The sequence below is a fragment of the Cedecea davisae genome, from assembly GCF_044095835.1.
Classification (GTDB): Bacteria; Pseudomonadota; Gammaproteobacteria; order Enterobacterales; family Enterobacteriaceae; genus Cedecea; species Cedecea davisae.
Genome location: NZ_CP172054.1, coordinates 2,512,621 through 2,536,241 on the forward strand (window position 1 = coordinate 2,512,621; position 23,621 = coordinate 2,536,241).

Genomic DNA, 23,621 nt, shown 5'->3' on the forward strand with positions numbered 1-23,621 from the left:
TATAAACGAAGCGGATCGAATCATAAAAACGTGAATATCGAAGTCTTCAAAAAATAAAATTAACGGCCCTTTTTTCATTGAATAAAGGGCCGTTAATCATTTTACTTTTTCTCTGCGTCAATATTTACCGGCGGAGAATTGCGATATTGTAATATTCCGGCAGCGGCGCCCATATAGCGCAGCGAGAAGTACACCCTGTCTTTCCCCGCCGGAGGGCGAGTCTCCAGCAAACGACGCTGTTCAGACGAGTCGAGCGGCGTAGCGCTAAACCCGGCGGCATTTTTATCCTGACGGAACAGTTCAACCACCTGCCCGCCGCTGTTGGTTTGTAAATACAGCGCCCGTGCCTGAGGCGTCATGACGCCGGTTCCCGCTCCGTCCTGCACCCAGACTTTAACCCCGCTATGGCTCAGGTTTGTGACCCATTTCTGGTAACCGTCCGGCGACATATTTCCGGCAAAGAAGCTGCTGACGGCAATCGGCTTATCCGCCACCGCCGCCAGAGATTCGTGGGTCTTCGTGAGCCAGGCAAGAGCAGCCTGCTGCATTTCCGGGCTACGCCAGCGGCGGTCATCAAGTTCGCTGCTGATGTACCACCCGGCGATATTTTCTTCCCCGAGCACCAGCTTCCAGCGAGCGGCCACCTCAGCATCACGCGTGCGCAGGCCGTTAAAGTAATTTTCCAGCGCGGAAAGCGGCTGATTCTGGCGCTCAAAGAATTTATCGTCCGCCGCCAGGCCCATCACCAGCTTCAGCCCGCTGTCTTTCACCAGCATCGCTTTGTTTTCGAGCCAGTGCTGCGGCTCTCCGCCGTTAAAGGCGTCGCCATAGCGGCTCCACTGGAACACCAGGGTGTCGATGCCCTGCTGTTTCAGCTGCCCGAGGATATTTTTCCACTGCTGGTCGGTCATCGACATATCGCGCAGCTGCGGCTGGTACATCACCGCGTTGATGGCAAGAGCGTATGTCGGGCAAAGTAGCGCGGCCGCCAGCGTTAATGCAGGAGTAAATTTCATTACCAGCGCACTCCGATTGTGAGGAACAGACTATTTTTGGAATCAACATCGCGGTTATGACCGTCGATCACCCGCTGGTATTCCAGACCTACGCTTGCCTTGTGGGGGAATGCATCGTAATGCGTTTCGCCAAACCAGGTATTAAAGCGAACGCCAACCCCGGCAAGTTTGGTATCGCTGCTGCGTGAATGTTTCGTCTGGTTGTTGTACTGCACATGCCAGTACGGTTCGAGCGTTTGCCTGCCGGAAACCTTCTGATGCCAGCTTTGACGGTAATCAGCGGTATATAGCTGGTTATCACCTTTCACATAGTGCGCGGCATCCAGATAGATATTTTGCGCAAACCAGCCTTTACCAAGCGGGTGCCAGTCATCGCTGTGGGTGCCGCCGTTCAGGAACGAGGCGCTGGCGCGAACCATTACGTCGGCTTCGGTCGTGGCTTTGTCGAGCGGCAACTGCTGCTCTACTGCCAGATAAATGACCTGCTCACGCAGCGGCTTCCAGCGCACGCCCAGCCCCAGCGCAGGCATGTAAATCGGTGCGATATTGGTATGCTCGCCGCTGCCGCCAAACACGCGGCTGTAGACCGAAAGCGTATCGCCTTCCAGAATTTTGTTCTGGCCGATGCGGTATTCCGCCTCGAGCTGGCCATAGCTGCGGCTGCTTCGGTTGCGTGGGCCGGAAGAGTCGGCACCGGCCACGTTTTTGGATGCGGTGGTCAGGCCCAGGGAGCTATCAAAGGAGAACGTCCAGCCGCGCTGGCTATCTTCATGCACGCGGCGGAAGGCAAAGCGGTCTTTCTGCTGCTCGTCGCTCAGCCCCTTAGACGGAGTTACCGTGTTATCGATATCGTCGACTACGCGTTCGCTAAAGCGACGAGTTTGCACCCCGTCGTCCAGGCGCTGATTGATGTAAACCATCTGGCGCATGATTTCCGGGGAGTCCGGCATGGTGACGAGCGCTTTTTCTAACTCACTGCGTGCGCCGGGCATATCGTCCGCTTTAAACAAGGCGAACCCGCGAGTCGCGGCATCTTGTGCCGGCGGCGTTTCAAAGTTCTGCTCGGGCATTCCGCGCTGCCAGGCAACCTGCTGCCAGTACTCCTGCGCCACGGTGTCTTTTGCCAGCCATGCGCTGCGTGCTGCGGCGGTGACATCTTCGTCGCTCAACTCTTTAGCGGGCACGCTGCGCATACTGCTTTGAGCCAGTTCATAATCTTCTACCGCAAACGCAAGGTAAGAAACCTGGCGGGCATAATAAGGATTGTTGTCCCGCGAGTTTGCCTGCTGGGCAGCATACAGCGCCATTCCCGGCGCGGTCTGCTGGTAGCACTGCGCCAGATGAGACCAGCTTTGGGCGTCATACTGAGGCGACATATCGCCCAGAATCGAAATGACTTTATCGCACTGTTCTTTGAGCACGCGCGCCTGAGCCATGCGCATTTCAGCGGCGGTAAGCGGCTTAGGTTTATACACCGGCAGCACCGGAGCGGGCTCTTTCATGCCGCCCCAGGTCACCATCAAATAGCGCCAGTTATGCTTCTCGCTTTCGGTGGCCAGCTCGGGCTTATGGCTGGCCAGATAGCTTTCCAGCTCTGGGATTTTTTTGCGCTCGGCAAGAGAGCGGGCATAGGCAAGCTGCATACCGGGCGAGTTCATCACGCCCTGCTGCTGAAGGTCGAGAATACGGCGGTCACGCCCAAGGTGCAGCAGAATAGCGAACCATTGCTGATATTGCTCTTCTGTGAGCGTTGCTGAACGATCCTGAAGAGCGAAACCACGATCGGCCATCTGCCAGTTTTGCAGGTAAATCGCACGCTGGATCAGGCCATTGATAAGCTCATGGCCCGCCGGTGACGTGCGAAACGCAGTATCGTTTATCTGGGCGAAAGCCACTTCAAGCTCGCCCAGCTTCAGGGCATAGTTGCCCACTTCAGACCGGCATTCAGCGTAAGGCTCGGCGTTACATTCCGCGCTCAGCGCCAGCAGTTGATCCCGGGTGGTGATATTTTTAACTTCCCGGGGAATAGCGTTAAGCGCGAGGCGCACCTGCTTATTATCCGGCGTTTTGCGCAGCTGTTCTTTGAGCAGTTCTCTCGCTTTATCATCATGGTCAAAGTGGCGATACGTTTCCGCCAGCCACAGCGTCAGGCGAACGCTGTCCGGCGCAAGTTCATGGGCGTGACGGAAGCTGCTGATGGCGCGCTGCTCATCGTTGGCTTTAAGGGCTTTTTGCGCGCGCTCAATGTGCGGGTAAACTTTAAAATAGCGATAGTCGCTCAGCCCAAGGTCTTCTTTTGAGCCTTCGGTTGCCGCCAGGCTTTGCCCGGCAATTAACAGGCCGCACGCCAGCGCGGCCAAAGGTTTCAGGCGAAGCTTCATGCTCCCTCCCCGGCAAGGCTGGACAGCTGCAGGCTGCTCAGTCCGGCTTTATGCATCAATGCGGTTAAAGAAGGCTGTAGTTTTTTCTGCTGCTCCAGCGCGTGGTCAACAACCTGCTGACTGATTACCCCTTCCTGAACCAGGAATTCGCCAAACAGCATCGGGCTGCGCTCATAGCGTAGTAACACGGCTTTAAGCACCGCCTCATCGAGGTGACTTTCAGTTATCAGCACTTCGGCAAACAGGATTTGCCTTGAGACATACTCCTGCCAGATTTCAGCGGCCTGCTGCTGGCTAAGCATTCCTGCCTCAACGGCTTTGTTAAGCAGAACGGAAGGATCGTTTTTCTGCTGGCTGTACCAATAGCGCAGCCCTACGACAACCTCACCGCGTGGAACGATGACATAGCTTACCGGGCGCTGAACTTTGCGCCCCAGCGCCGCGAGGGAAACCGGGTCGATGGCGCTTTCGCTGGCAAAGATAAGCGTGCCTTGCACTTCACGCAGCGGCAGAACCGCGTAATGCAGCGCCACGCTTGCCGGAACCCTTTTAATTAACGCTTCATCTAAGCGACGGCTGTCGATAATTTCCATCGGCACGCTCGCCTGCTCGGCAAGCGCTTCGGCCAGCTGCACGGAGGTGATCATGCCGCTGTTCACCAGACTACCGCCAAGCTTCAGGCCTGGCGTTCGGGTTTGCAGCGCTTCCGTCAGTTGTTCCTCGGTGATAACCCCGTTGGCTATCAGGATCTCACCCAGCGGGCGCAGCGCGCGGTTACGGGTGTTGACGGTCGGGAAGTCGTGGGTGGTTTTATCCCAGGCCACGCGGCGCGGGTCACCGTGCTGGATAACCTGACGAATCGCACGCCAGTTAGCCATAAAGTTGATCAGGTTGCCCCAGAATAGGCGCGGAATAGACATCAGCCCCTGCCATATTCCGTAATAGCCGGTAACGAAGATAATGCGCTGTAAAATTCGGTTCGCCATCAGGAAGAAGTTGATCCACAACAGCGTGCTGAGCCACGCCCCGCCGACGAAAATCGACAGAAACTGCCAGGCTCCTTCCACGCTACGCTGATAGATAAGCAGCGCAACCAGCTGCAACATCACCAGCATCGCGGCAAAGCTAAGGAAGTTAGCGATAGCGCCTTTACGATCACGCCACAGGAAGTAGTTCAGCACCCAGCTGCTGCTCCAGCGGTGCGTTTTAAACCCCTGGAAAACGATGCCGATAATCCAGCGGGATTTCTGGCGGACCGCCGTGGTGTAGGTATCCGGGAAGTACTCGCGCACGCAGATAACTTTAGAAGTGCGTTTACGCTGACCGAACGGCCTGGCCGATTTGTCCGTATCGTCCACCACCGGGAAGCGGCAGAAGATTTCTTCCATGCCTTTTTGACGCAGGCGGAAGCCGATATCGTAGTCTTCCGTCAAACTCTGCACGTCAAACGCGATGCCGTCACCGTCCGCAAGCAGCGCCAGCACGGCACGGCGGCTGAAACACGTGCCGACCCCGGCGCTTGGCACCTGGCCCGCCAGCGCCTCACGCACCGGGACGTCTTTCCCGTGCAGCTCTGAAAACTCATCCAGATAGCTGAGGCTGGTAAAGTGGGTCCAGCTGCGCTCAAACGGGTAAACAGGGATCTGAATCAGGTCTTTACGGTCAACCAGATAGTTGAACAGTCTTAATTCCAGAGGCGAGATAACGTCTTCTGCGTCGTGGAGAATAAAGCCGGAGAAGGAGAAGCGAGCGTTACGCTCAAACTGCAAAATCGCATCAAGAATGTTATTCAGGCAGTCGGCTTTACTGGTCGGCCCCGGACGAGCGCAGACCACTTTGTGCACGTTAGGGAAACGAGCGCAAACTTCGTCGACGTCGCGCTGGGTATCCGGATCGTTAGGATAGGTCCCCACAAAAATATGGTAGTTCTCATAATCAAGCGTACTGGCCGCAAGGCTTGCCATATTGCCGATTACGCCGGTTTCATTCCACGCGGGCACCATAATCGCCAGCGGTTTTTCCTGCGGCTCATAAAGCTGTTTATGGCCTAAATGATTATGCCGACGATAAACCGTACAGGCACGCCATGCACGGCGAACCCAGAACACAATATCAATAAAAAGATCGTCGATGCCGCTGATAAGCATCAGGATAGCCAGCCCAATCGCTATCACTTTCAGTCCGTACAGATAAGTAGAGAAATAATCTACTAACCAATCCATGCCTCACCCCTGAGGTTAATTACCGTTAACGACGCCGCTCACCAGAGGCGGGCTAATCGTGCCTGACCGCATCTCAATGTTACCGGTATCATAATTGAATTACATAATGTTACAAAGGACAATATACTAAATAATTTATGACTTTAATTAAAGAACAACTCCAAATTAACATTCAAACCAGTCAGATAATCTGCAATTAACAATAAAGGCAGTTGATTCATAAGCCAGATGATAATCACTCTTTTTTACCTTCAGGGGGCTTCCGCAACCGCCGTCCGCCAGGCAAAATGGCGCTCCGCAATTGCCCTCTCTCGTTGGAAACAAGACATGACCTACAGCTGGCTTATTCTCGCAATCGTTGCCGAAGTGATTGCCACCACCGCATTAAAACTCTCCGACGGCTTCAGCCGCCTGTGGCCCAGCGTGGTGACCATTTTGTTTTACGGCGTGGCATTCTACGCGCTCTCTATTACTATGCGCACTATTCCAACCGGCATAATTTACGCTATCTGGTCCGGCGCGGGAATTGTGCTTATCGGCCTGATTGGCTGGTTTTTCCTCGATCAGAAGCTCGACTGGCCTGCTATTGCAGGGATGGCGCTGATTATTCTTGGCGTGCTGGTGATTAATCTGTTTTCCAAATCCGTCGCCCATTAATAATGCCCGGTTGCGGGGAAAACAAAAAGCTACCCGTTTTTAATTTTGCTCGGCAATCATAATTGCCATGGTATCCGGCTCCAGCGCATTAAATATATGCGGCTGGTCAGCCGGGTAACAAATGTAATCTCCAACGCCTAATTCTTGCGGGGCATCCACCAGGCCAATTAGCGCCCTTCCCTGAGTCACAATAATATGCTCGACCGATCCGGGCGAATGAGGTTCTGAAAGCCTTGGCGTGCCGGGCTGCGCTTCCAGTAAATAGATATCCCGCCGCGCGCCTGGCGGGCAGGTAGCGAGCAATATTGCCTCATAATTAGCGTGCTCCGAAGAAACCCGGCTCCCTTCCCCTCGCCGTATAATCTGCGTTCTGGCACTTTGTGGCTCCAGCAGCGTGGCAAAAGGAATATTCAGCGCAACGCAAAGCGCCCACAGCGTTTCCAGGCTCGGATTACCGTTCCCGGCCTCAAGCTGAGAGAGCGTAGATTTTGCAATTCCGGCGCGGCGGGCAACTTCCGCCAGCGACAGCCCGGCGCGGTTTCTCTCCCGGACCAGGCTCAGGGCTATAGTGTCTATCGGCTGCGTCATGGCATCACCCGCTGTTCGGTAAAATGAACGATTCGTTCGCTTGATATAGCATCAGATTGCGGTCATTATAATGAAAAATTCGTTCGATATGGAAAACATTAGATGATGCGCAAACATCTTGCCGCTCTGCCGGGCGACACCAAAAAGGCGATTTTCCTTGTCTGCCTTGCCGTGGGCGTGGTCGGTGTCTCTTACGGCTCGCTGGCAATGGCCTATGGCTTCCCGCTCTGGCTGCCGGTTTTGGCCTCTTTTGTGGTGCTGGCCGGGGCTTCTGAATTTATGTTTATCGGTATTATCGCCAGCGGCGGCAACCCTTTTGCGGCAGCCATGGCCGGTCTGCTGGTTAACGCCCGCCATATTCCCTTCGGCGTAGCGGTGCGCGAACTAGTCGGCACTCGCCTGTTAAGCGCCGTCGGCTGCCATATTATGAATGACGAGAGCGTTGTTTTCGGACTTTCCCAATCCTCACCGGAAAAACGTAAAGCCGCCTACTGGCTATGCGGTACCGGCGTGGCGCTGTTCTGGCCGGCGGGAACCCTGCTCGGCGCGGGCGTAGGCAGCCTGCTTCCTTCTCCTGAAGTTATCGGCCTTGATGCCGTATTCCCGGCTATTCTGCTGGCGCTGGTGATCCCGGCGTTTAAAAGCCGCACCACTCTGGTTCGCGCTTCAACGGGAGCGGCGATTTCGCTGGCGGCTACGCCGTTTGCGCCGGTCGGCCTTCCGGTACTGCTTTCGATGCTTGGCCTGCTGGCGAGGAAAAAATAATGAACAATACCCTGACGATTATTGCCGGGCTGGCGGTGCTTTCGGCCGGTACGTGGCTGATGCGCTTTAGCGGGGCAAAACTTGGCGGCAGAATGGCGCTTTCTGATCGCTCGCAAAAGCTGCTTAACGACGCGGCAACCACCCTGCTGTTCTCGGTTGCGCTGGCGACAACCTTCTTCGAAGGCTCCCACTTTGCCGGATACGCACGTTTTGCGGGCGTGGCCGTCGCCGTGTTCCTGGCCTGGCGTAAAGTGCCGCTTATCTTCGTTATTCTTGCCGCCGCGCTGGTTACCGCGCTTCTGCGACTGGCCGGGCTCCACTAAGCTGCACACTTCGCCTTAACCAGACCACAACAAAACCGGTTCCTTGCCGGTTTTTACCTTGCTGACAAACCTTTAACGCACTTTTGAAAAGTCGAATAGTTTCGCGGTGGCATTATCGTTAAAGTGGCTTCGTTTCGCCGAGGAGAAGCACGATGGCCAAAAAACACCGACTCAACACAATCCTGTTATTAATTGTTACCGCTCTGTTCTCCGGCCAGACCATGGCAGAGCGCCAGGGGCATGAATACTTCGTAGTGAAAGATGTGGATATCCAGCTGAGTCACCAGGCCGACAGCGATGAACTGCGCCAGGCGGCAGAGGATTCTGCCGATGATTTTCGCGAACACCACCATGAGGTGACGCACAGACGTCCAGCCAGCTATTTGCGTTAAGTGAATTTCTGACAATCGTTAGCAGTTTTTCTTCGTTCTCATCCTTTATTGCCTGAGTTGTTATGAGTTTCAAGGCGCGCCAGCGCCGCTAACAATCAGACAATAAAGGATAACACCATGCCATCATCGCCTCGCCGGACCGCGCTTACCCGCGGCCTGGCATTAGCAGCAACTTTTGCCGCTTTCCACGCCAGCGCCGCCCCGGTAAAAGGCGGGGAATTGGTTTACCTTGAGCAACAGGCACACACCAACCTTTATCCGCCAGCCGGGGGCTTCTACCCGAACGGCGGCATTCTGAACCAGATAACCGACAAGTTAACCTGGCAGAACCCGAAAACCCTCGAGGTAGAGCCGTGGATTGCCGAGTCCTGGACCAGCAATGCCGACAAAACCGAATACACTTTCAAACTGCGCCCCGGCGTGACGTTCTCGGACGGCACACCGCTGGATGCCAACGCGGTAGCCAAAAACTTCGACACTTACGGGCTGGGCAACAAAGCCCTGCGCCTGCCGGTTTCCGAAGTCATTAATAACTACGACCATAGCGAAGTTGTCGACCCGCTGACCGTTAAGTTTTTCTTTAAAAAACCGTCGCCTGGTTTTCTGCAGGGCACGGCCACCATCGGTTCCGGCCTGGTATCACTCAAGACCCTGGGGCGAAATTTCGACGAGTTGGGCGACGCCCGCAATATCATCGGCTCCGGCCCGTTTGTGGTGCAAAAAGAAACGCTGGGGCGTGAAGTCGACTTAGTGGCCCGCAAAGATTATCAGTGGGGGCCAAAGAACAGCCCGCAGCAAGGCCCGGCTAACCTCGACGGCATTAAAATTCTGGTCACGCCTGAAGATAGCGTGCGCATCGGCGCGCTGCTGGCGGGCCAGGCGGACTTTATTCGCCAGGTACAGGCCTATGACGAAAAGCAGGCTACTGAGCAAAAATTCCCGATCTATGCGGCACCGACTCGCGGCGTCAACGACGGCATAGCCCTGCGCCCTGACAACGCGCTGGTTGCCGACGTAAAAGTGCGCCAGGCGCTGCTGCACGGCACCAATACCCAACAAGTGGTCGATACGCTGTTTTCCGCTAACTACCCGGTGGCAACCTCGGTTATCGCCAGTTCTGCGGCGGGCTACGTTGACCTGCGCGACAAGCTGAAATATGACCCGGAGCTTTCTAACAAGCTGCTGGACGAAGCGGGCTGGAAAAAAGCGGCCAACGGAATACGCGAGAAAGACGGCAAGCCGCTGTCGTTCACTATCTATGAATCTCTGCCGCAGCCGCAAAACAAAGAAGTGCTGCAACTGGTAGCCCAGCAGTGGAAGCAGATTGGCGTCGGCCTGGGCGTGCGCGCCGGTGACGCAGGCAGTCGCGTGCTGGACACCAATAATCCACAGAAAACGGCGGTAAACGTGATTGAAGTTGGCCGCGCCGACCCGGACGTTATCAAGAGCCAGTTCCACCCGGCAAATCGCGATGCCCTGCTGCAAAAAGGCGGCCTTAGCGCCACATCTCAGTTTAGTGACGACAAGCTGAACGCCCTGCTGGTGGGCATCTCGTCCGAAGTCGACTCGCAAAAGCGCCTCCAGCTTGCCGGTGACGCTCAACGCTACCTTATCGACCAGGCGTATGTGATTCCAATTTTCGAAGAGCCGCAGGTCTTTGCCGGTGCGCCGTGGCTGAAAGGCGTGGCCTTTGAAGCCGTGGGACGACCTTCATTTTATGCCGCATGGCTTGAGAAACACTAAGGGGAGCGACGATGACACGTTATCTGACCGGGCGTTTTGCTCAGGCGGTGCTGGTACTTTGGGCGGCCTATAGCGTGTCGTTCATTCTGCTCCAGCTGCTGCCGGGCGACGCCATTTTGATTAAATTCCAGAACCCTGACCTGGGCCTGAGCGCGGCGCAAATTCAGGAAATGCGCGTGGTCTACGGGGAAAGCACCCCAATCTGGCAGCAATACCTGACCACGCTCGGCAATATGCTGCGCGGCGAGTTCGGCTACTCGGTGGAGGCCGGAGTTTCGGTCAGCCAGCTGATCGCCGCTAATCTGCCTTCGACTTTACGGCTGGCGGGGCTGGGTTTTGCCGCTGCCATCGTGCTGGCGGTGGCTATTTCTGCCGCTTCCACCCTCGCCCCTTTACGCTGGCTACGCACCCTGTTTGCTAATCTTCCGGCGCTGTTTGTCGCGGTGCCGACTTTTTGGCTCGGCATCGCGCTTATTCAGCTGTTTTCCTTCCAGTGGCGGCTGATTCCGGTTATCAACCCCGGCTTCTGGCAGGGATTGATTTTACCCGTTGCCACCCTCGCCGTGCCGATTAGCGCCCCGCTGGCTCAATTGCTGATGCGTAATATCGACCAGGTGCTGACTCAGCCCTATGTCTCCGTTGCCAGAGCAAAAGGCGGCAGCCGCGCAGGAGTGCTGTGGCGGCACGTTGCCCGCAATGCGATTCTGCCGGTGCTGACGGTTGCCGGGCTGCTGCTGGGCGAACTTATCGCCGGGGCGCTTATCACCGAAACCGTATTTGGCCTCAACGGCCTGGGGCAGCTTACCCAGCGGGCGGTGAACAACCAAGATGTTGCCGTTTTGCAGGCGGTAGTGATGATTTCCGCCCTCAGCTTTGTGGTGATTAACCTGCTGGTGGATCTGATTTATCCGCTACTCGATCCGCGTCTTCAGTCCGTTCGGGGGGCTACCGCATGACTACCGTTGATATTAATACTCCGCTGCCTCGCCGCTCTTTACGTCGGCTTTCCGGCTTTAAAACTGACTTCCAGCCCGGCCTGTGGCTTGCCTGGCTGACGGTGATTGTCGTCGCGCTTTGGGCGCTATTTCCTTCGCTATTTACCGCCTGGAGCCCGACCGAAGGCGTTGCCGGGGCGCAGCGGCTTGCGCCCCAGGCCGGACACTGGCTCGGGACAGATCAGCTTGGCCGTGACCTTTACGCCAGAATTGTCTGGGGAGCTTCTCATTCGCTTTCAGGTGCGCTGGTGGCCGTGGCGCTTGGGCTGGTTGTCGGCAGCGCACTTGGGGTACTGGCCGGGGCAACAGGAGGCAAAACCGAAAGCGCTTTAATGCGCGGCGTTGACGTCCTGCTGGCTATCCCTGGCCTGCTGCTTTCCCTGAGCGTGATAATCCTGCTCGGCTTCGGCACGGTCAACGCAGCCATTGCCGTGGGTATTACCTCTATCGCCAATTTCACGCGTCTGGCGCGGGCCGAAGTGGTTCGCGTGCGGCACAGCGACTATGTAGAAGCGGCGGTGGGCAGCGGCGGAACCTTCTGGCAGGTGCTCTGGCGCCATATTCTGCCGAACGCCCTCACTTCGGTATTCGCCTTTGCCGCGCTGCAATTTGGCAGCGCCATTCTCGCACTCTCTACCCTGAGCTTTCTCGGCTACGGCACGCCGCCGCCTACGCCGGAATGGGGCCTGCTGATAGCCGAAGGCCGTAACTATCTGGCAACCGCCTGGTGGCTCTCAACCTTCCCCGGCATCGTCGTGGTTGCCGTGGTGCTGGCCGTTAACCGTTTAAGCCACTATTTTGCCGGGAGAGTTGCATGAGTACGCCGCTGTTAAAGATTGAAAATTTGAGCATCGCCTGGCGCCAACGCGGGGGGAACAAGCGCGTGGTTCACAATGCCTCGTTCAGCCTGAACGCCGGTGAAGTGCTGGCGATAGTCGGCGAATCCGGCTCAGGAAAGACCACGCTCGCCCAGTCGATTATCGGCCTGCTTGGTGAAAACGGCGTCATCGAGTCCGGGGAAATTCGCCTTAACGGCGAACCAATTAGCCGCTGGTCTGAACGCCAGCTCGACGCCCTGCGCGGCGCCAGCATTAGCCTTATCCCGCAGGACCCGGGCAGTTCGTTAAACCCGGTCAAAACTATCGGGCAGCAGGTTGCCGAGGTGCTGAAGCTCCATACCCGCATACCAAAAATGCAGCGTGACGAGCAGGTTGTTGCCCTGCTGGAAAAAGTCGGCCTTAGCTACCCGGCGCAGCGTGCTGGCCAGTACCCGCACCAGCTTTCCGGCGGTATGAAACAGCGGGTTTTAATCGCCATGGCTATCGCGCTTAAGCCCGCGCTAATTATTGCCGACGAGCCGACCAGCGCCCTGGACGTAACGGTACAAAAACGCATCCTGGACCTGCTGGATAACCTGCGCCGTGAATCCGGCACCGCCGTGCTGTTTGTCACCCACGATTTAGCGCTTGCCGCCCAGAGATCTGACCGCATTCTGGTCTTCCGTGACGGCAGGATCCAGGAGTCAGGGTTGACTGCCGACGTGGTACAGCGACCCAAAAATCCTTATACGCGACAGCTGTTTGCCGACGCGCCGGGCCTGTCCCGCACTTTACGCCCGTGGCCGCTACGTGCGCCACAGACGGCGGCTATCGAGATCCGTAATCTCAGCCTGAATTTCTCACTGGGCAAAGGCAGCGAGCAAACATTACGTGCATTGGATGACGTGTCATTTACCGTTGCCCGGGGAACAACCCACGCCCTGGTGGGCGAGTCCGGCTCGGGTAAATCGACCCTGGCGCGCATTCTGCTTGGCTTCCAGAAACCTGACTCCGGCAAAGTGTTGATTGACGGCATCGACACCACGGACCTCAGCCCTGAAGCCCGGCGGCAGCTGCGCCAGAAGATTCAGCTGGTGTACCAGAACCCCTTCGCTTCTCTGGACCCAAGCCAGACGCTGTTTCGCATTATTGAGGAGCCACTGCTCAACTTTGGCAAGTATTCAAAAGCGGGCCGCCGCAGCCGGGTCGAAGCTATTACCAAACGGGTAGCGCTCCCGCTGGAGGTTTTAACCCGCAGGCCGCGCGAGCTTTCCGGCGGACAGCGTCAGCGCGTTGCGATCGCTCGCGCGCTGATCCTGGAACCTCAAATTCTGGTGCTGGATGAAGCCACTTCTGCGCTGGACGTCACGGTGCAGGCACAAATCCTGCGCCTGCTGGACGACCTGCAACGGCAGCTCGGGCTTAGCTACCTGTTTATCTCTCACGATCTGGCGACCGTACGGCAGCTTGCGCACAGCGTTTCGGTGCTCCGCGCCGGTCAACTGGTGGACAACGGCCCGATAGCCGACGTGTTCAACGCGCCTGCCAGCGATTACACCTGGCAGTTGCTCAACGGCATTCCCGATACCGGCCTCATTCATAAGGACGTAGCATGACGATTAAACGCCTGGGTTTCTTCACCCGCCTGCTCGACCACGCGCCTGCCGCAGAGCGCTACCGGCTGGCAGCCGAGCAAATTATTCACGCCGAATGGCACGGTTTTGATGCCGCGTGGGTGGCGCAGCACCACTTTCACGAAGCGGAAGGCGGCCTGCCCGCTCCGCTGGTTTTTCTCAGCCACGTTGCCGCCCATACCCGCCGTATCCGGCTTGGCACCGGGATAATCACCCTGCCGATGGAATCGGCGCTGCGCGTTGCGGAAGATGCCGTGGTGCTCGATCTTTTGAGCAGTGGCCGCCTTGAACTGGGCGTAGGCTCCGGCGGAACACCGGGGTCATTTCCGGCATTTGGCCTGCAAAGCAGCGAACGCGGTAAAATTTATGCCCAAAACCTGGCGCTGCTGCGCTCGGCGCTTAACGATGAGCCGCTCAGCGGAACGGATAATCATCTCTACCCGGCGTCTCCGCTGCTGAAAAGCCGTATCTGGCAGGCAACATTCTCGGTGGACGGCGGTGCAAGAGCGGGTAAAGCCGGTGACGGACTGATGTTATCGCGCACCCAGCCCCGAAGCCCGGACGCGCTCGACACGCCGCTGGACGCGATTCAAAACCCGATAATAGATGCTTATCTGGATGCCTTACCCGACGGCGTGGAGCCCAGGATTCTGGGTTCACGCACCGGGTTTGTTACCGACGACGGTCAACTGGCTCGCCAACTTGCGGCCAGAGGACTTCGCCAGCAGGCAGAGCAGCACCGCGCGCAGGGTCACCCGGTTCCCGGTGACACGCTGGACCACCACATCGCTGCATTTGATGTCCACCTCGGCACGCCGCAGCAGGTCATCGAGTCATTACAGCGGGACAGCACATTGCAGCGCGTGACCGATCTTTCGTTCCAGGTTCACTCCATCGATCCACCGCACTCCTACATTTTACGATCCATCGAACTGCTGGCGGAGCACGTTGCCCCGACGCTTGGCTGGGTGCGCAGCGGCGCTCGCCCCGGCACTACATCTTCGACACTGGCTAAGGAATCATTATGAGTCATCAGGATTTGCTCGAACGGTTGGCAGACATTACCCCCGGCTCCGCGCTGGCGGAGGCACGCAAAACTCGTGAAGCCGCAACGGCACATGCCCAGGGCAGCTATGACGCGCTGTTTGGCGAACTCAGCGCCAGCGGTCTGACCCTGGCCGAACGCCTGCACCTCGCCCGGCGCGTAGCCGAATGGCATGACGACGCGCAGCTGGCAGAACACTACGCCGAACGCCTGGCGGGAAAAGCCGCAAGCGAACGCTTTGAACAGGCTCTGGATCAAGCAGAACGGCTCAGCTTCCAGCCGGTGCAGGCCACCCCGAACGACGTTCAGGCCCTGAGTGAAGCGGGGTTTAGCGAAGAAGAAATAGTGACACTGTCACAAATTATCGGCTTTGTTGCCTTTCAGACCCGCCTGCTGCGCGGCCTGCGCCTGATTGGGCGACAGCCGGTTAACGGCGAGCAGGTCCGCATTCCGGGCGCGGGAGAGTGGCACCGCCAGCCGCAGTCCCACACTGGCAAACCGGCACCGCAGGCCTTCACCCAGGCCGAGCTTGGCTGGGAACCGTGGATTGCCGCAAAAACTTACGCGGAGTTTACACCTGAACAGCAGGAAACCCTGAAGCGCTTCGGCCACCAGGACTCCGACTACTTCCGACTTCTGGGGCGCAACCTGCCGGTGCTGGAACAGCGAACGCTAACCGATAAAGGCATTTTCTATACGCCCGGCGGCCTGCCGCGCGCCGAGCGTGAATTAGCTGCGACCGTTGCCAGCAAGGTTAACGGCTGCATCTATTGCGCGTCGGTTCACGCCCGTAAAGCCAGCCAGCTTTCTAAACACAACGAATCGGTTGAGCGCCTGCTGGCTATTGCACCCGGCAATACGCTTAGCGACGGGCAGTCTCCACGCTGGCAGGCGGAAATTAACTTTTCAGCCGCGCTTTCTGCCACCCCGGCCAGCGCCAGCGCACAGCAAATAAACGCCCTCAGGGAGCAAGGCCTTAGCGAGCTGGAACTGCTTGATCTGGTGCAATCAACCGCATTCTTTGCCTGGGCAAATCGGCTGATGCTAACCCTCGGCGAACCGTTTAACTGATAGATAAATAACCCCCTTGCCCTCTTCGCTGGGGGCAAGGAATATATCCCTCAAGCCACTGCCCCCTATTAAGAGCGTTTTCTTTAATTAAAGATCTTAATTAAAGAGTTAAATGTGAATGTTATTTTCATATTAGCTTTTACCAGAGGTAACATGCCGAATGCTCATATCAGCCCCCCTTGCAACTCCCACATTTTATATTTATCTACATTCAGGCCGTCAGGGGACAATGCTATTCCGATAGCGGAAGAGCCGGACACCTGGTTCGATGCTGAAGACAGCATCCGGGTGGAGGAAGCCTGGTTTGATGCCAGCGACACCACCTGTAACGGGAAAAATTCACCCGAACAAAATGCAGACTCACTTGTTCCTTTCACCGAGGATTGCCGACGTAGCATTCAGCAGTTGATGGCAACCCTGGGCAACCATGAAGAGAGCAAAATCCTCTCTTTCTGTCTTTCAAAATTACTCCCCGGTGTTCCCGCCAATCTCGCTATTGCCGCCAACAGTCTTTATACCGCCATTACCGAGCGCAGAAATATAGATACAGCGATATTGCAGGCGCTCGGGCTGGCTTCCTGGTTCTTGCCCGACAACACTATCTTTTCTCAATCTGCCTGCTATATCAGAGAGACGGTGACCGGCTGGCTTGGAGAGGCCTTCGTGCACCAGTTTCTGGGCGATGAGGAAAATCAATCATCCAGCACGGTGTTCACTGCTTTGGCCGTCACCGCTCTGGTTGCAAAACACTGGATGAGTGACCGGGGAGCGGCCCAGCGCGGATTGCTCAGGCTTCCGGCCTCCATCGCCAATCTTTTTATCCGCCTCAGCCACTGCTGGAATGCGCTGGGCCTGATGGCTCGTAATAACCTCCCGAGGGGGTCACTACAACAGGCACCTGCTTTTGAGGTTGATAGCTGTATTGAAGTATCCGGCGCGACCTCAGCTTCCAGGATTACCGCGTTTACGTCGAATTCAACCGCCACTCCCCAGTCTTTCATCCGTGGTACGGTGCTGAACAGGCCACTAGTCGTTCCGGAAGCAGACGGCTCTCTGGCTGAACAGGCACACCTGCTGGCCGTAGATAAATTCAGGCAGCAAAGTGGGCTTTCACTGCTGATGAACTGTGCCACCCGCAGCGCTAAAACCCATCAGCAGGTGAACAATAGTGTTATTACGTACACCCACCTCAATACCCAATGCGATGCCACAACCCACCCGAAACCGCTGCCTCCGGAGATAGAAGGCAGTATTGTGCAGGCTTATTCTTCCCCGGCGGCGCAAAGGTCTGGGGGGGAAGCCCTGCTTCCTCTGGTCGCGGCGGCAGCGGCTGCGCCATTGGTGACTTCATATGTGCGGGCATTAAAGAGCAAAACGGTCATTGCCGCCGGTACCGTAGCAGGTCTGACAGGGCTTGGCCTGGCCGGAAAAGTGCTGTGGGACAGAACCGGGTCACCGCATCAGGCAGAGGCAACAACAGCAGATGGGCAAAGCAGTGAACTCCCGCCGGGTAAGGTCAAACGGCACCCGCCGGATAAGCCACCTAGAGTTATGAATAAAGAAAATCACAGCATTATCAAAATGCTTAGTAAAAAAGGCATTCTATTCTTAGATGAAACGGAAAAAATCAGTACTGTGAGTAAAGAAAAAATGCTTGCTGCGCTGGCCAGTTATCTATTCAACCAAAATCACAACGCAACTGAATATAAAACAAAAATAAAATTACTCGCCAGTAAAATTTTAGCAGCCAGCTATCAATATGGGGGAGCGAAAGATGAAAAAATTTCTTTTGCTCAAGCAGGCTCGGTGGTGCGGAGGTGGGCATTTAATAATGTTCTCGGCTGCTCCCCAGAAAAGATCCTTATAGATAAGGTGCGTTCATATTATTTTAAACAAACCTCAACCATTAAAGATGCTTATATTCAGTTAACAATAAGCCGACTATATAGTACTGGAACATTAAAAGACGACAAGGTTCCTTTATCACAACGTAGCGCATTAGCTGATATGTGGAACGCCTTCCTGATGGAAGAAATGCCTTTTCTTAACTTCTCACACGGACGAGTAGCCAATCTCAAACTAAGCAATTACGATTTAGCCAATCTCTATACTGGCTCTCGCTTTTTACAACTCAACTCTGACAAAGCCTATACTTATCAGGAGGCGATGAGTACAGGTGAAAAAATGTGGCAGTTAGCCGTCAATGAGGGAATAGCGGAAGATAATATAATTTATTATAAATTCCCGGCACTGCTATTTTCAACTTTCTCCCCTTCAACAGAGGGATATTGGGCAAGTGATAATGAATTTGATGATATCAACCGCTACATCCTGTACAGAAAAGAAATAATGACATTAGAGCAAGATATAGAAAATAAATATACAGCCTACCATTCTGCAACTCTACAATGGCTCAATAAAGGCAAGTTGGCAGAGAAGATAATTTCTCAGTGCCCTGAGATCCCTCATATACGAGCTATTCGCACTCCTGGCTTCGGTGCACAAGAGATCGACTGCAACAAATTTCCGGAATCATGTAAGGAAACAGACCAGAAAGCAGCAATAGAATTTTATTTACGTGGCACAAAAAAACCTTGTGGCGAGGCTCCTGATAGTCTTGACGTCGAATATAAGAAACTTACCGCCGCCGTGGCCGACACGTTTCGTGAAATAGATCCATACCTCATTCAATCGGCGATGAAATCGCTGAGCAAAGATGATTACGATATGATTTCATCGCCCGAGTCCTTTGTGTACCCTGCGGATATTCACGTACGCTCTCAGCGACCTGCATGGGGTTCTATGGGCGGCGGCGTTCATATTAATGACTTCGATATCCGACTCAACAAAACGGACATCTTCGCGGTTCATAACAATGGAATGGAACGAATATATGCATTACAGGGAGTCAATAGTGATACAGAGGGTTACAGAATTATCCGTGTAGACCGCAATATTGCGAATTTTATCAACCACGGCCTGTTCGATTATAGTTTTGATAAGAATTTTACAATTAATGATAGGGACTTAACTTTCACAGCTGGCTCCGACAAGTTCAAATATTCATTTAGTATAAATAAAACCGCAGGAAAGTATAATGATGAAGCCGCTCTTGTTAACTGGCTCAAGAACAAACACCGAGAAGCGCTTTTCAATAACCTTTATCAATCAGGCAATGACCAATCTGAATTCCAAAAAATTTGGAGTTTCATTAAACACTTAATTCCTTTTTATGATTGCATTGAAAGTATAGTTAACAAAGATCCTTTACAGGCAATTCCGGCATGCCTTACGGATGCCCTTTCATTCCTTCCCGTTTTTGGCCAGGCCACCCGCCTGAGTACAAAGTTTGGTATGCAAGTTGCAAAAGGGCTTAGTCACGCCCCCGCTCTGGCAGGTATAAGGAGCTGGTCAGTATTAGGGAGAAATATACTTCATGAAACGCGTTTGCCCACTTTGAAAGAGCTGGCTTTGCTTGGAGCAAATACTCTCAGAGCGGCCGATCCTGGCTTTGAATTACTCACTTTTACCGGCAGGGCTTTTCGTCAGAGTATTTTGCACCTGCTCGCCTCCGACAAAAAAACGGCTGAACTGGCAAATCGGCTTGGCCAAAATAATGGCTCCGGCTGGTCACAAAAAAAAACGCCCCCAACTTCAACGATGGCAACCCTTCCGCGGACCAGCTTGCAAGTTCCCGTCATCCCGGTGGGAATAAAGGGAGGTAAAGCCATTTATGCGCGGGTTAATCCGGAAACCGGGGAAGCTTTCGGGAGTAAATACTGGCTTAATAGAATGGGGGGCCTATTTGAAATAAAACCCGCATATCGTGAGTATGGTGGCGTGAATGTCGGACAAAAAATCCCGACAGAGTTACAAAGTGATGTTGATATATTCCGCAAGTACATCAAACAACTGGAGTCCACATCATGCAATTTATCCTCTGCAAGACAAAAACGGCAAATAAATTGCCAGCCGCTGAGTTTATCAACCCACTCGCTAGCGTGCGTTTTGAAATATGCAACTATTTATGAACTTTTACACCTGTCACATATCCCGGAGTTTCGTCAGTCTATAGCTCGTGCAATATATGATACCATTGCTCATGAACCCATTTCGGCAGAAGGGGTACTTCACAGTATTGTCTATACCGCAATGGAAAATGATGACACCCATCTTCTGTCAGCCATATTGGCAGGACATGTACCCGAGTATATCTATAACCATATACTCAGCTACCACCGGGCCTTCTGGCCAAATTCAGGTGTAAGTCAGGGCATAGAGTCGCCAAGAATACTGGATTTTTATTCTACTACTGGACAGACTACCGGAATCCCGGATTTAAGTGATAAGGTATCTTTTACGGCAATTGATATGGACGGTTCTGAGCGTCGGTTGAATATTCTCGCTCACGGTTGTCCGGGAATAGCATCGCTTGATATGATCCATTATATGAATGCTGATGATTTTTATAACACACTGTATATGCGGGGTATCTTATCACAGAATTTCGACAAGATAAGGCTCTTCGTTTGCTCTGGTGCCGATTCTTCTCCCGGAAAAATTAGCATTGCTGAACGCCTTGCACAACTGACGGGTAAGCCTGTTGAGGGATTTTCCGGTGCCGTAGTCAGTTCCGTTAAATTTATTTTCGGACAATATGAATTCCCATTCTATGAATTTATTGCCAGAGAAAATTTAGCTGGTGGGTTTGTCGGCGCTAATGCTATTATAAACCATTATCGCCATTTTATCACTATTGGGATTAGCCCAAATAATCCTTACCACTCCAGAATATTCAACCCTCCTGATTAATTTTTCTCACACTAATTTTTTATAGTGAACAAGTAGCATCAAACTACTTGTTCACTACTCTGACATAGATGTTGAGTGCGAATAAAACCTTGCCACAAGTTGGCACCTTATCGCTTCATCTAAAAATATTCATCGTCATTTTTTAATCAATTTGTTATTCAGGATGAAATATGCCAAATATTCATATCAGCCCCGCCGCATATTTCGACTTTTGGTGTAGATGCCGCGGAAATCACCATGAATCCAAATGATCCCTCTCAAGGGCCAGAAACTCAGGTTACTCTCTTTTCAGCCAATTCAACCTCGACTCCTGGCACTTACGCTACAGGAAACGTTCAGACCAGGCGACCGCCTACCGCTCCAGAAACGACATCGTCTATGCGGACATTTAAAACCGAAATAACAGTAGCTGTCAGCACCGAAAGCCAAGGCCAGACATCCGGACAGCTTATCTCCCCAATACAAATGAAGAACGATAAATTTATGGATATGCTCCGGGAGAAAGATGTTCAGGAAGCATGAGAGGACGGGTTCCCCAGGAGTATGGAATGAAGCCAAACGCATGATCCCTTTTTATGCCTGTGTAGCGGGTAGTAATAGCGCCCCGTGGCAAGTGGTTCCTCAATGCCTCCTTGAAGCTGTTTCATTCATTCCCACTGTTGCCCAGCCCACAAATTTGAACACGCGGTTTGGCGCAGAGATTGCCAGCAGGACTCTCAGTCCACACTCGACGAAATGAAGGTTTTTTCGCACACTTAGCGCTCGTTTGCCCGGCAAACCGACCAATCGGTTCTAAAATAAGATGGCGGTAAATTTTTGCGTTTAAAAGGTAACAACTATCAAATTCGTAGGCTCATCCAGATTCTAATTATCAATCGTAAAGACTATGGTTAACGGGCACATATAAAACGGAGAGCAAAATGAGCAATTCTACAGACTTACACAACGCTTCCCCGGCGGGCGCTGGAAAGTGCCCCTTTCATCAGGGCCAGAGCACGGACATCGCAGGCGAGGGAACCAGCAATCAGGACTGGTGGCCGCATCAGCTACGCGTCGACCTGCTAAATCAGCACTCTAACCGTTCTAACCCGCTGGATGAAAACTTCAGCTACCGCAAAGAATTCAGCAAGCTTGATTACTACGCCCTGAAAGGCGACATCAAAGCCGTATTAACCGACTCTCAATCATGGTGGCCTGCCGACTGGGGCAGCTATATCGGCCTGTTTATCCGCATGGCGTGGCACAGCGCAGGAACCTATCGCTCCCGCGACGGCCGCGGCGGCTCCGGGCGCGGCCAGCAGCGTTTTGCTCCTCTTAACTCGTGGCCCGATAACGTCAGCCTCGATAAATCCCGCCGCCTGCTGTGGCCAGTAAAACAAAAATACGGACAGAAGATTTCCTGGGCTGACCTGATTATTCTGGCCGGTAACGTGGCGCTCGAAAACGCAGGCTTCCGCACCTTCGGTTTTGGCGCAGGGCGTGAAGACGTGTGGGAACCAGATCTCGACGTGAACTGGGGGAGCGAGAAAGAGTGGCTCGAGCACCGTCATCCGGAATCCCTGGCGCAGGCACCTTTAGGCGCAACCGAAATGGGGCTGATTTATGTCAACCCGGAAGGCCCTAACCACAGCGGTGACCCGCTTTCCGCCGCCCCGGCTATTCGCGCCACCTTCGGCAATATGGGCATGGACGACGAAGAGATTGTCGCCCTGATAGCGGGTGGCCATACGCTGGGTAAAACCCACGGTTCCGCGGCGGCAACGCATGTTGGTTCCGACCCGGAAGCCTCCCCTCTTGAGGCCCAGGGCCTTGGCTGGGCCAACAGCTACAACAGCGGCGTAGGCGCGGATGCGATAACCTCCGGCCTGGAAGTGGTCTGGACCCAAACACCTACCCAATGGAGCAATTACTTCTTCGAAAACCTGTTCGGCTATGACTGGGTACAAACCCGCAGTCCGGCCGGAGCCATCCAGTTTGAAGCGACTAACGGACCGGATATTATCCCCGATCCGTTTGACCCGTCGAAAAAACGTAAGCCAACCATGCTGGTTACCGACCTTACGCTGCGTTTCGACCCGGAGTTCGAAAAAATTTCTCGCCGCTTCCTGAACGATCCGCAGGCGTTTAACGAAGCGTTCGCCCGCGCCTGGTACAAGCTGACGCACCGCGATATGGGGCCGAAGGCAAGATACATTGGGCCAGAAGTACCAAAAGAAGATCTGATTTGGCAGGATCCGTTACCGCAGGCAGTTCACGCGCCTACCACCGCCGATATCGAAGCGCTGAAGCAGGCGATTGCTGATTCCGGCCTATCGGTGAGCGAATTGGTCTCCGTGGCGTGGGCTTCAGCCTCAACCTTCCGCGGCGGCGACAAACGCGGTGGCGCGAACGGGGCTCGCCTGGCGCTGGCTCCGCAGCGCGGCTGGGATGTGAACGCCATCGCCGCCCGTGCTCTTCCAACGCTTGAGGCAATCCAAAAAGCGTCAGGCAAAGCCTCTCTGGCAGACATTATCGTGCTGGCAGGCGTTGTCGGGATCGAAAAAGCCAGCGGTCGCAAAGTACCGTTTACTCCGGGCCGTGTCGATGCAAGCCAGGAGCAAACGGATATTGAATCCTTTGAGCTGCTTAAACCCGCTGCCGACGGCTTCAGAAACTATCGCCGCATCGCCAATGCGACTTCTACCGAAGCTCTGCTGATCGACAAAGCGCAGCAGTTGACGCTGACCGCGCCTGAACTGACGGTATTAGTGGGCGGGCTGCGTGCGCTCGGCGCTAACTTCGATGAGAGCCAGCACGGCGTGTTGACCTCTCGCCCTGGCGTGCTGAGCAACGACTTCTTTGCCAACCTGCTGGATATGCGTACCGAATGGAAAGCGACGGGAGAGGGTTCTGAACTGTTCGAGGGCCGTGACCGCCTGAGCGGTGAAGTGAAGTACACCGGCACCCGCGCTGACCTGGTGTTTGGTTCAAACGCGGTGCTGCGCTCGCTGGCAGAAGTCTACGCCAGCCAGGACGCAGAAGAGAAATTCGTTAAAGACTTTATCGCCGCCTGGACTAAAGTCATGAACCTTGACCGTTTCGACCTGCAACAGTAATTAGCTCACAAAAAGGGAGAGCTTTACGCCCTCCCTTCATTTGCAACCTGAGGGAAAGCATCGC

At 54.5% G+C, this 23,621-nt stretch carries 16 protein-coding genes; 12 read left to right on the top strand and 4 right to left on the bottom strand.

The window, feature by feature from the left end:
• Positions 1 to 101 precede the first annotated feature (101 nt).
• From ACG1VR_RS12170 to nrfB, 3 genes are read right to left on the bottom strand one after another with little or no spacing between them, the layout of a single operon-like run.
• Complete coding sequence (locus ACG1VR_RS12170; RefSeq protein WP_395488889.1) at positions 102 to 1,016, bottom strand: DUF4434 domain-containing protein; 915 nt, start codon at positions 1,014 to 1,016, stop codon at positions 102 to 104.
• The gene (locus ACG1VR_RS12175) at positions 1,016 to 3,397 is read right to left on the bottom strand and encodes a tetratricopeptide repeat protein (RefSeq protein ID WP_395488890.1); all 2,382 of its coding nucleotides are present in this window, start codon (positions 3,395 to 3,397) and stop codon (positions 1,016 to 1,018) included. Before ACG1VR_RS12175 ends, ACG1VR_RS12170 begins: the two co-directional genes overlap by 1 nt.
• Positions 3,394 to 5,619: a cyclic di-3',5'-guanylate-activated glycosyltransferase NrfB gene (gene nrfB, locus ACG1VR_RS12180; protein WP_395488891.1), complete on the bottom strand. Its 2,226-nt coding sequence runs from the start codon at positions 5,617 to 5,619 to the stop codon at positions 3,394 to 3,396. The genes ACG1VR_RS12175 and nrfB overlap by 4 nt, the downstream gene beginning before the upstream one ends.
• Positions 5,620 to 5,946: 327 nt before the next feature.
• Here nrfB and ACG1VR_RS12185 point away from each other — a divergent pair, with 327 nt between their 5' ends.
• Positions 5,947 to 6,276, top strand: a complete 330-nt coding sequence (locus tag ACG1VR_RS12185; RefSeq protein ID WP_039899282.1) for an SMR family transporter — start codon at positions 5,947 to 5,949, stop codon at positions 6,274 to 6,276.
• A 39-nt stretch (positions 6,277 to 6,315) separates the two neighbouring features.
• Here the strand turns inward: ACG1VR_RS12185 and ACG1VR_RS12190 are convergent, their stop codons facing one another.
• The gene (locus ACG1VR_RS12190; protein WP_016536363.1) at positions 6,316 to 6,864 is read right to left on the bottom strand and encodes a helix-turn-helix domain-containing protein; all 549 of its coding nucleotides are present in this window, start codon (positions 6,862 to 6,864) and stop codon (positions 6,316 to 6,318) included.
• A gap of 105 nt (positions 6,865 to 6,969) precedes the next feature.
• Here ACG1VR_RS12190 and ACG1VR_RS12195 point away from each other — a divergent pair, with 105 nt between their 5' ends.
• The 11 genes from ACG1VR_RS12195 to katG all read left to right on the top strand — a co-directional run bounded on the left by ACG1VR_RS12195 (position 6,970) and on the right by katG (position 23,557).
• The gene (locus tag ACG1VR_RS12195) at positions 6,970 to 7,629 is read left to right on the top strand and encodes an AzlC family ABC transporter permease (RefSeq protein ID WP_039899280.1); all 660 of its coding nucleotides are present in this window, start codon (positions 6,970 to 6,972) and stop codon (positions 7,627 to 7,629) included.
• Positions 7,629 to 7,952, top strand: a complete 324-nt coding sequence (locus tag ACG1VR_RS12200; protein WP_395488892.1) for an AzlD domain-containing protein — start codon at positions 7,629 to 7,631, stop codon at positions 7,950 to 7,952. The genes ACG1VR_RS12195 and ACG1VR_RS12200 overlap by 1 nt, the downstream gene beginning before the upstream one ends.
• A 152-nt stretch (positions 7,953 to 8,104) precedes the next feature.
• The gene (locus ACG1VR_RS12205) at positions 8,105 to 8,344 is read left to right on the top strand and encodes a DUF2554 family protein (protein ID WP_016536360.1); all 240 of its coding nucleotides are present in this window, start codon (positions 8,105 to 8,107) and stop codon (positions 8,342 to 8,344) included.
• Between the two features lie 117 nt (positions 8,345 to 8,461).
• Complete coding sequence (locus ACG1VR_RS12210; RefSeq protein WP_395488893.1) at positions 8,462 to 10,087, top strand: TIGR04028 family ABC transporter substrate-binding protein; 1,626 nt, start codon at positions 8,462 to 8,464, stop codon at positions 10,085 to 10,087.
• Between the two features lie 11 nt (positions 10,088 to 10,098).
• Positions 10,099 to 11,043: an ABC transporter permease gene (locus tag ACG1VR_RS12215; protein ID WP_016536358.1), complete on the top strand. Its 945-nt coding sequence runs from the start codon at positions 10,099 to 10,101 to the stop codon at positions 11,041 to 11,043.
• A complete protein-coding gene (locus ACG1VR_RS12220; RefSeq protein WP_395488894.1) occupies positions 11,040 to 11,900 on the top strand; it encodes an ABC transporter permease in 861 nt (286 codons plus the stop codon). The genes ACG1VR_RS12215 and ACG1VR_RS12220 overlap by 4 nt, the downstream gene beginning before the upstream one ends.
• Entirely contained in the window at positions 11,897 to 13,516 is a 1,620-nt protein-coding gene (locus ACG1VR_RS12225) for a dipeptide ABC transporter ATP-binding protein (protein ID WP_395488895.1), read from the top strand. Before ACG1VR_RS12220 ends, ACG1VR_RS12225 begins: the two co-directional genes overlap by 4 nt.
• Complete coding sequence (locus ACG1VR_RS12230) at positions 13,513 to 14,562, top strand: putative FMN-dependent luciferase-like monooxygenase (RefSeq protein WP_395488896.1); 1,050 nt, start codon at positions 13,513 to 13,515, stop codon at positions 14,560 to 14,562. Before ACG1VR_RS12225 ends, ACG1VR_RS12230 begins: the two co-directional genes overlap by 4 nt.
• Complete coding sequence (locus ACG1VR_RS12235; RefSeq protein ID WP_395491104.1) at positions 14,556 to 15,650, top strand: alkylhydroperoxidase domain protein; 1,095 nt, start codon at positions 14,556 to 14,558, stop codon at positions 15,648 to 15,650. The genes ACG1VR_RS12230 and ACG1VR_RS12235 overlap by 7 nt, the downstream gene beginning before the upstream one ends.
• 153 nt (positions 15,651 to 15,803) lie before the next feature.
• The gene (locus ACG1VR_RS12240; protein ID WP_395488897.1) at positions 15,804 to 20,462 is read left to right on the top strand and encodes a hypothetical protein; all 4,659 of its coding nucleotides are present in this window, start codon (positions 15,804 to 15,806) and stop codon (positions 20,460 to 20,462) included.
• A 920-nt stretch (positions 20,463 to 21,382) separates the two neighbouring features.
• The gene (katG, locus tag ACG1VR_RS12245) at positions 21,383 to 23,557 is read left to right on the top strand and encodes a catalase/peroxidase HPI (RefSeq protein WP_395488898.1); all 2,175 of its coding nucleotides are present in this window, start codon (positions 21,383 to 21,385) and stop codon (positions 23,555 to 23,557) included.
• Positions 23,558 to 23,621: the final 64 nt, after the last annotated feature.

What these genes read in the sequence shown, in the direction of transcription:
- ACG1VR_RS12170 (WP_395488889.1), bottom strand. Translation starts at nt 1,016, where the DNA reads ATGAAATTTACTCCTGCATTAACGCTGGCGGCCGCGCTACTTTGCCCG.
- ACG1VR_RS12175 (WP_395488890.1), bottom strand. Translation starts at nt 3,397, where the DNA reads ATGAAGCTTCGCCTGAAACCTTTGGCCGCGCTGGCGTGCGGCCTGTTA.
- nrfB (WP_395488891.1), bottom strand. Translation starts at nt 5,619, where the DNA reads ATGGATTGGTTAGTAGATTATTTCTCTACTTATCTGTACGGACTGAAA.
- ACG1VR_RS12185 (WP_039899282.1), top strand. Translation starts at nt 5,947, where the DNA reads ATGACCTACAGCTGGCTTATTCTCGCAATCGTTGCCGAAGTGATTGCC.
- ACG1VR_RS12190 (WP_016536363.1), bottom strand. Translation starts at nt 6,864, where the DNA reads ATGACGCAGCCGATAGACACTATAGCCCTGAGCCTGGTCCGGGAGAGA.
- ACG1VR_RS12195 (WP_039899280.1), top strand. Translation starts at nt 6,970, where the DNA reads ATGCGCAAACATCTTGCCGCTCTGCCGGGCGACACCAAAAAGGCGATT.
- ACG1VR_RS12200 (WP_395488892.1), top strand. Translation starts at nt 7,629, where the DNA reads ATGAACAATACCCTGACGATTATTGCCGGGCTGGCGGTGCTTTCGGCC.
- ACG1VR_RS12205 (WP_016536360.1), top strand. Translation starts at nt 8,105, where the DNA reads ATGGCCAAAAAACACCGACTCAACACAATCCTGTTATTAATTGTTACC.
- ACG1VR_RS12210 (WP_395488893.1), top strand. Translation starts at nt 8,462, where the DNA reads ATGCCATCATCGCCTCGCCGGACCGCGCTTACCCGCGGCCTGGCATTA.
- ACG1VR_RS12215 (WP_016536358.1), top strand. Translation starts at nt 10,099, where the DNA reads ATGACACGTTATCTGACCGGGCGTTTTGCTCAGGCGGTGCTGGTACTT.
- ACG1VR_RS12220 (WP_395488894.1), top strand. Translation starts at nt 11,040, where the DNA reads ATGACTACCGTTGATATTAATACTCCGCTGCCTCGCCGCTCTTTACGT.
- ACG1VR_RS12225 (WP_395488895.1), top strand. Translation starts at nt 11,897, where the DNA reads ATGAGTACGCCGCTGTTAAAGATTGAAAATTTGAGCATCGCCTGGCGC.
- ACG1VR_RS12230 (WP_395488896.1), top strand. Translation starts at nt 13,513, where the DNA reads ATGACGATTAAACGCCTGGGTTTCTTCACCCGCCTGCTCGACCACGCG.
- ACG1VR_RS12240 (WP_395488897.1), top strand. Translation starts at nt 15,804, where the DNA reads ATGCCGAATGCTCATATCAGCCCCCCTTGCAACTCCCACATTTTATAT.
- katG (WP_395488898.1), top strand. Translation starts at nt 21,383, where the DNA reads ATGAGCAATTCTACAGACTTACACAACGCTTCCCCGGCGGGCGCTGGA.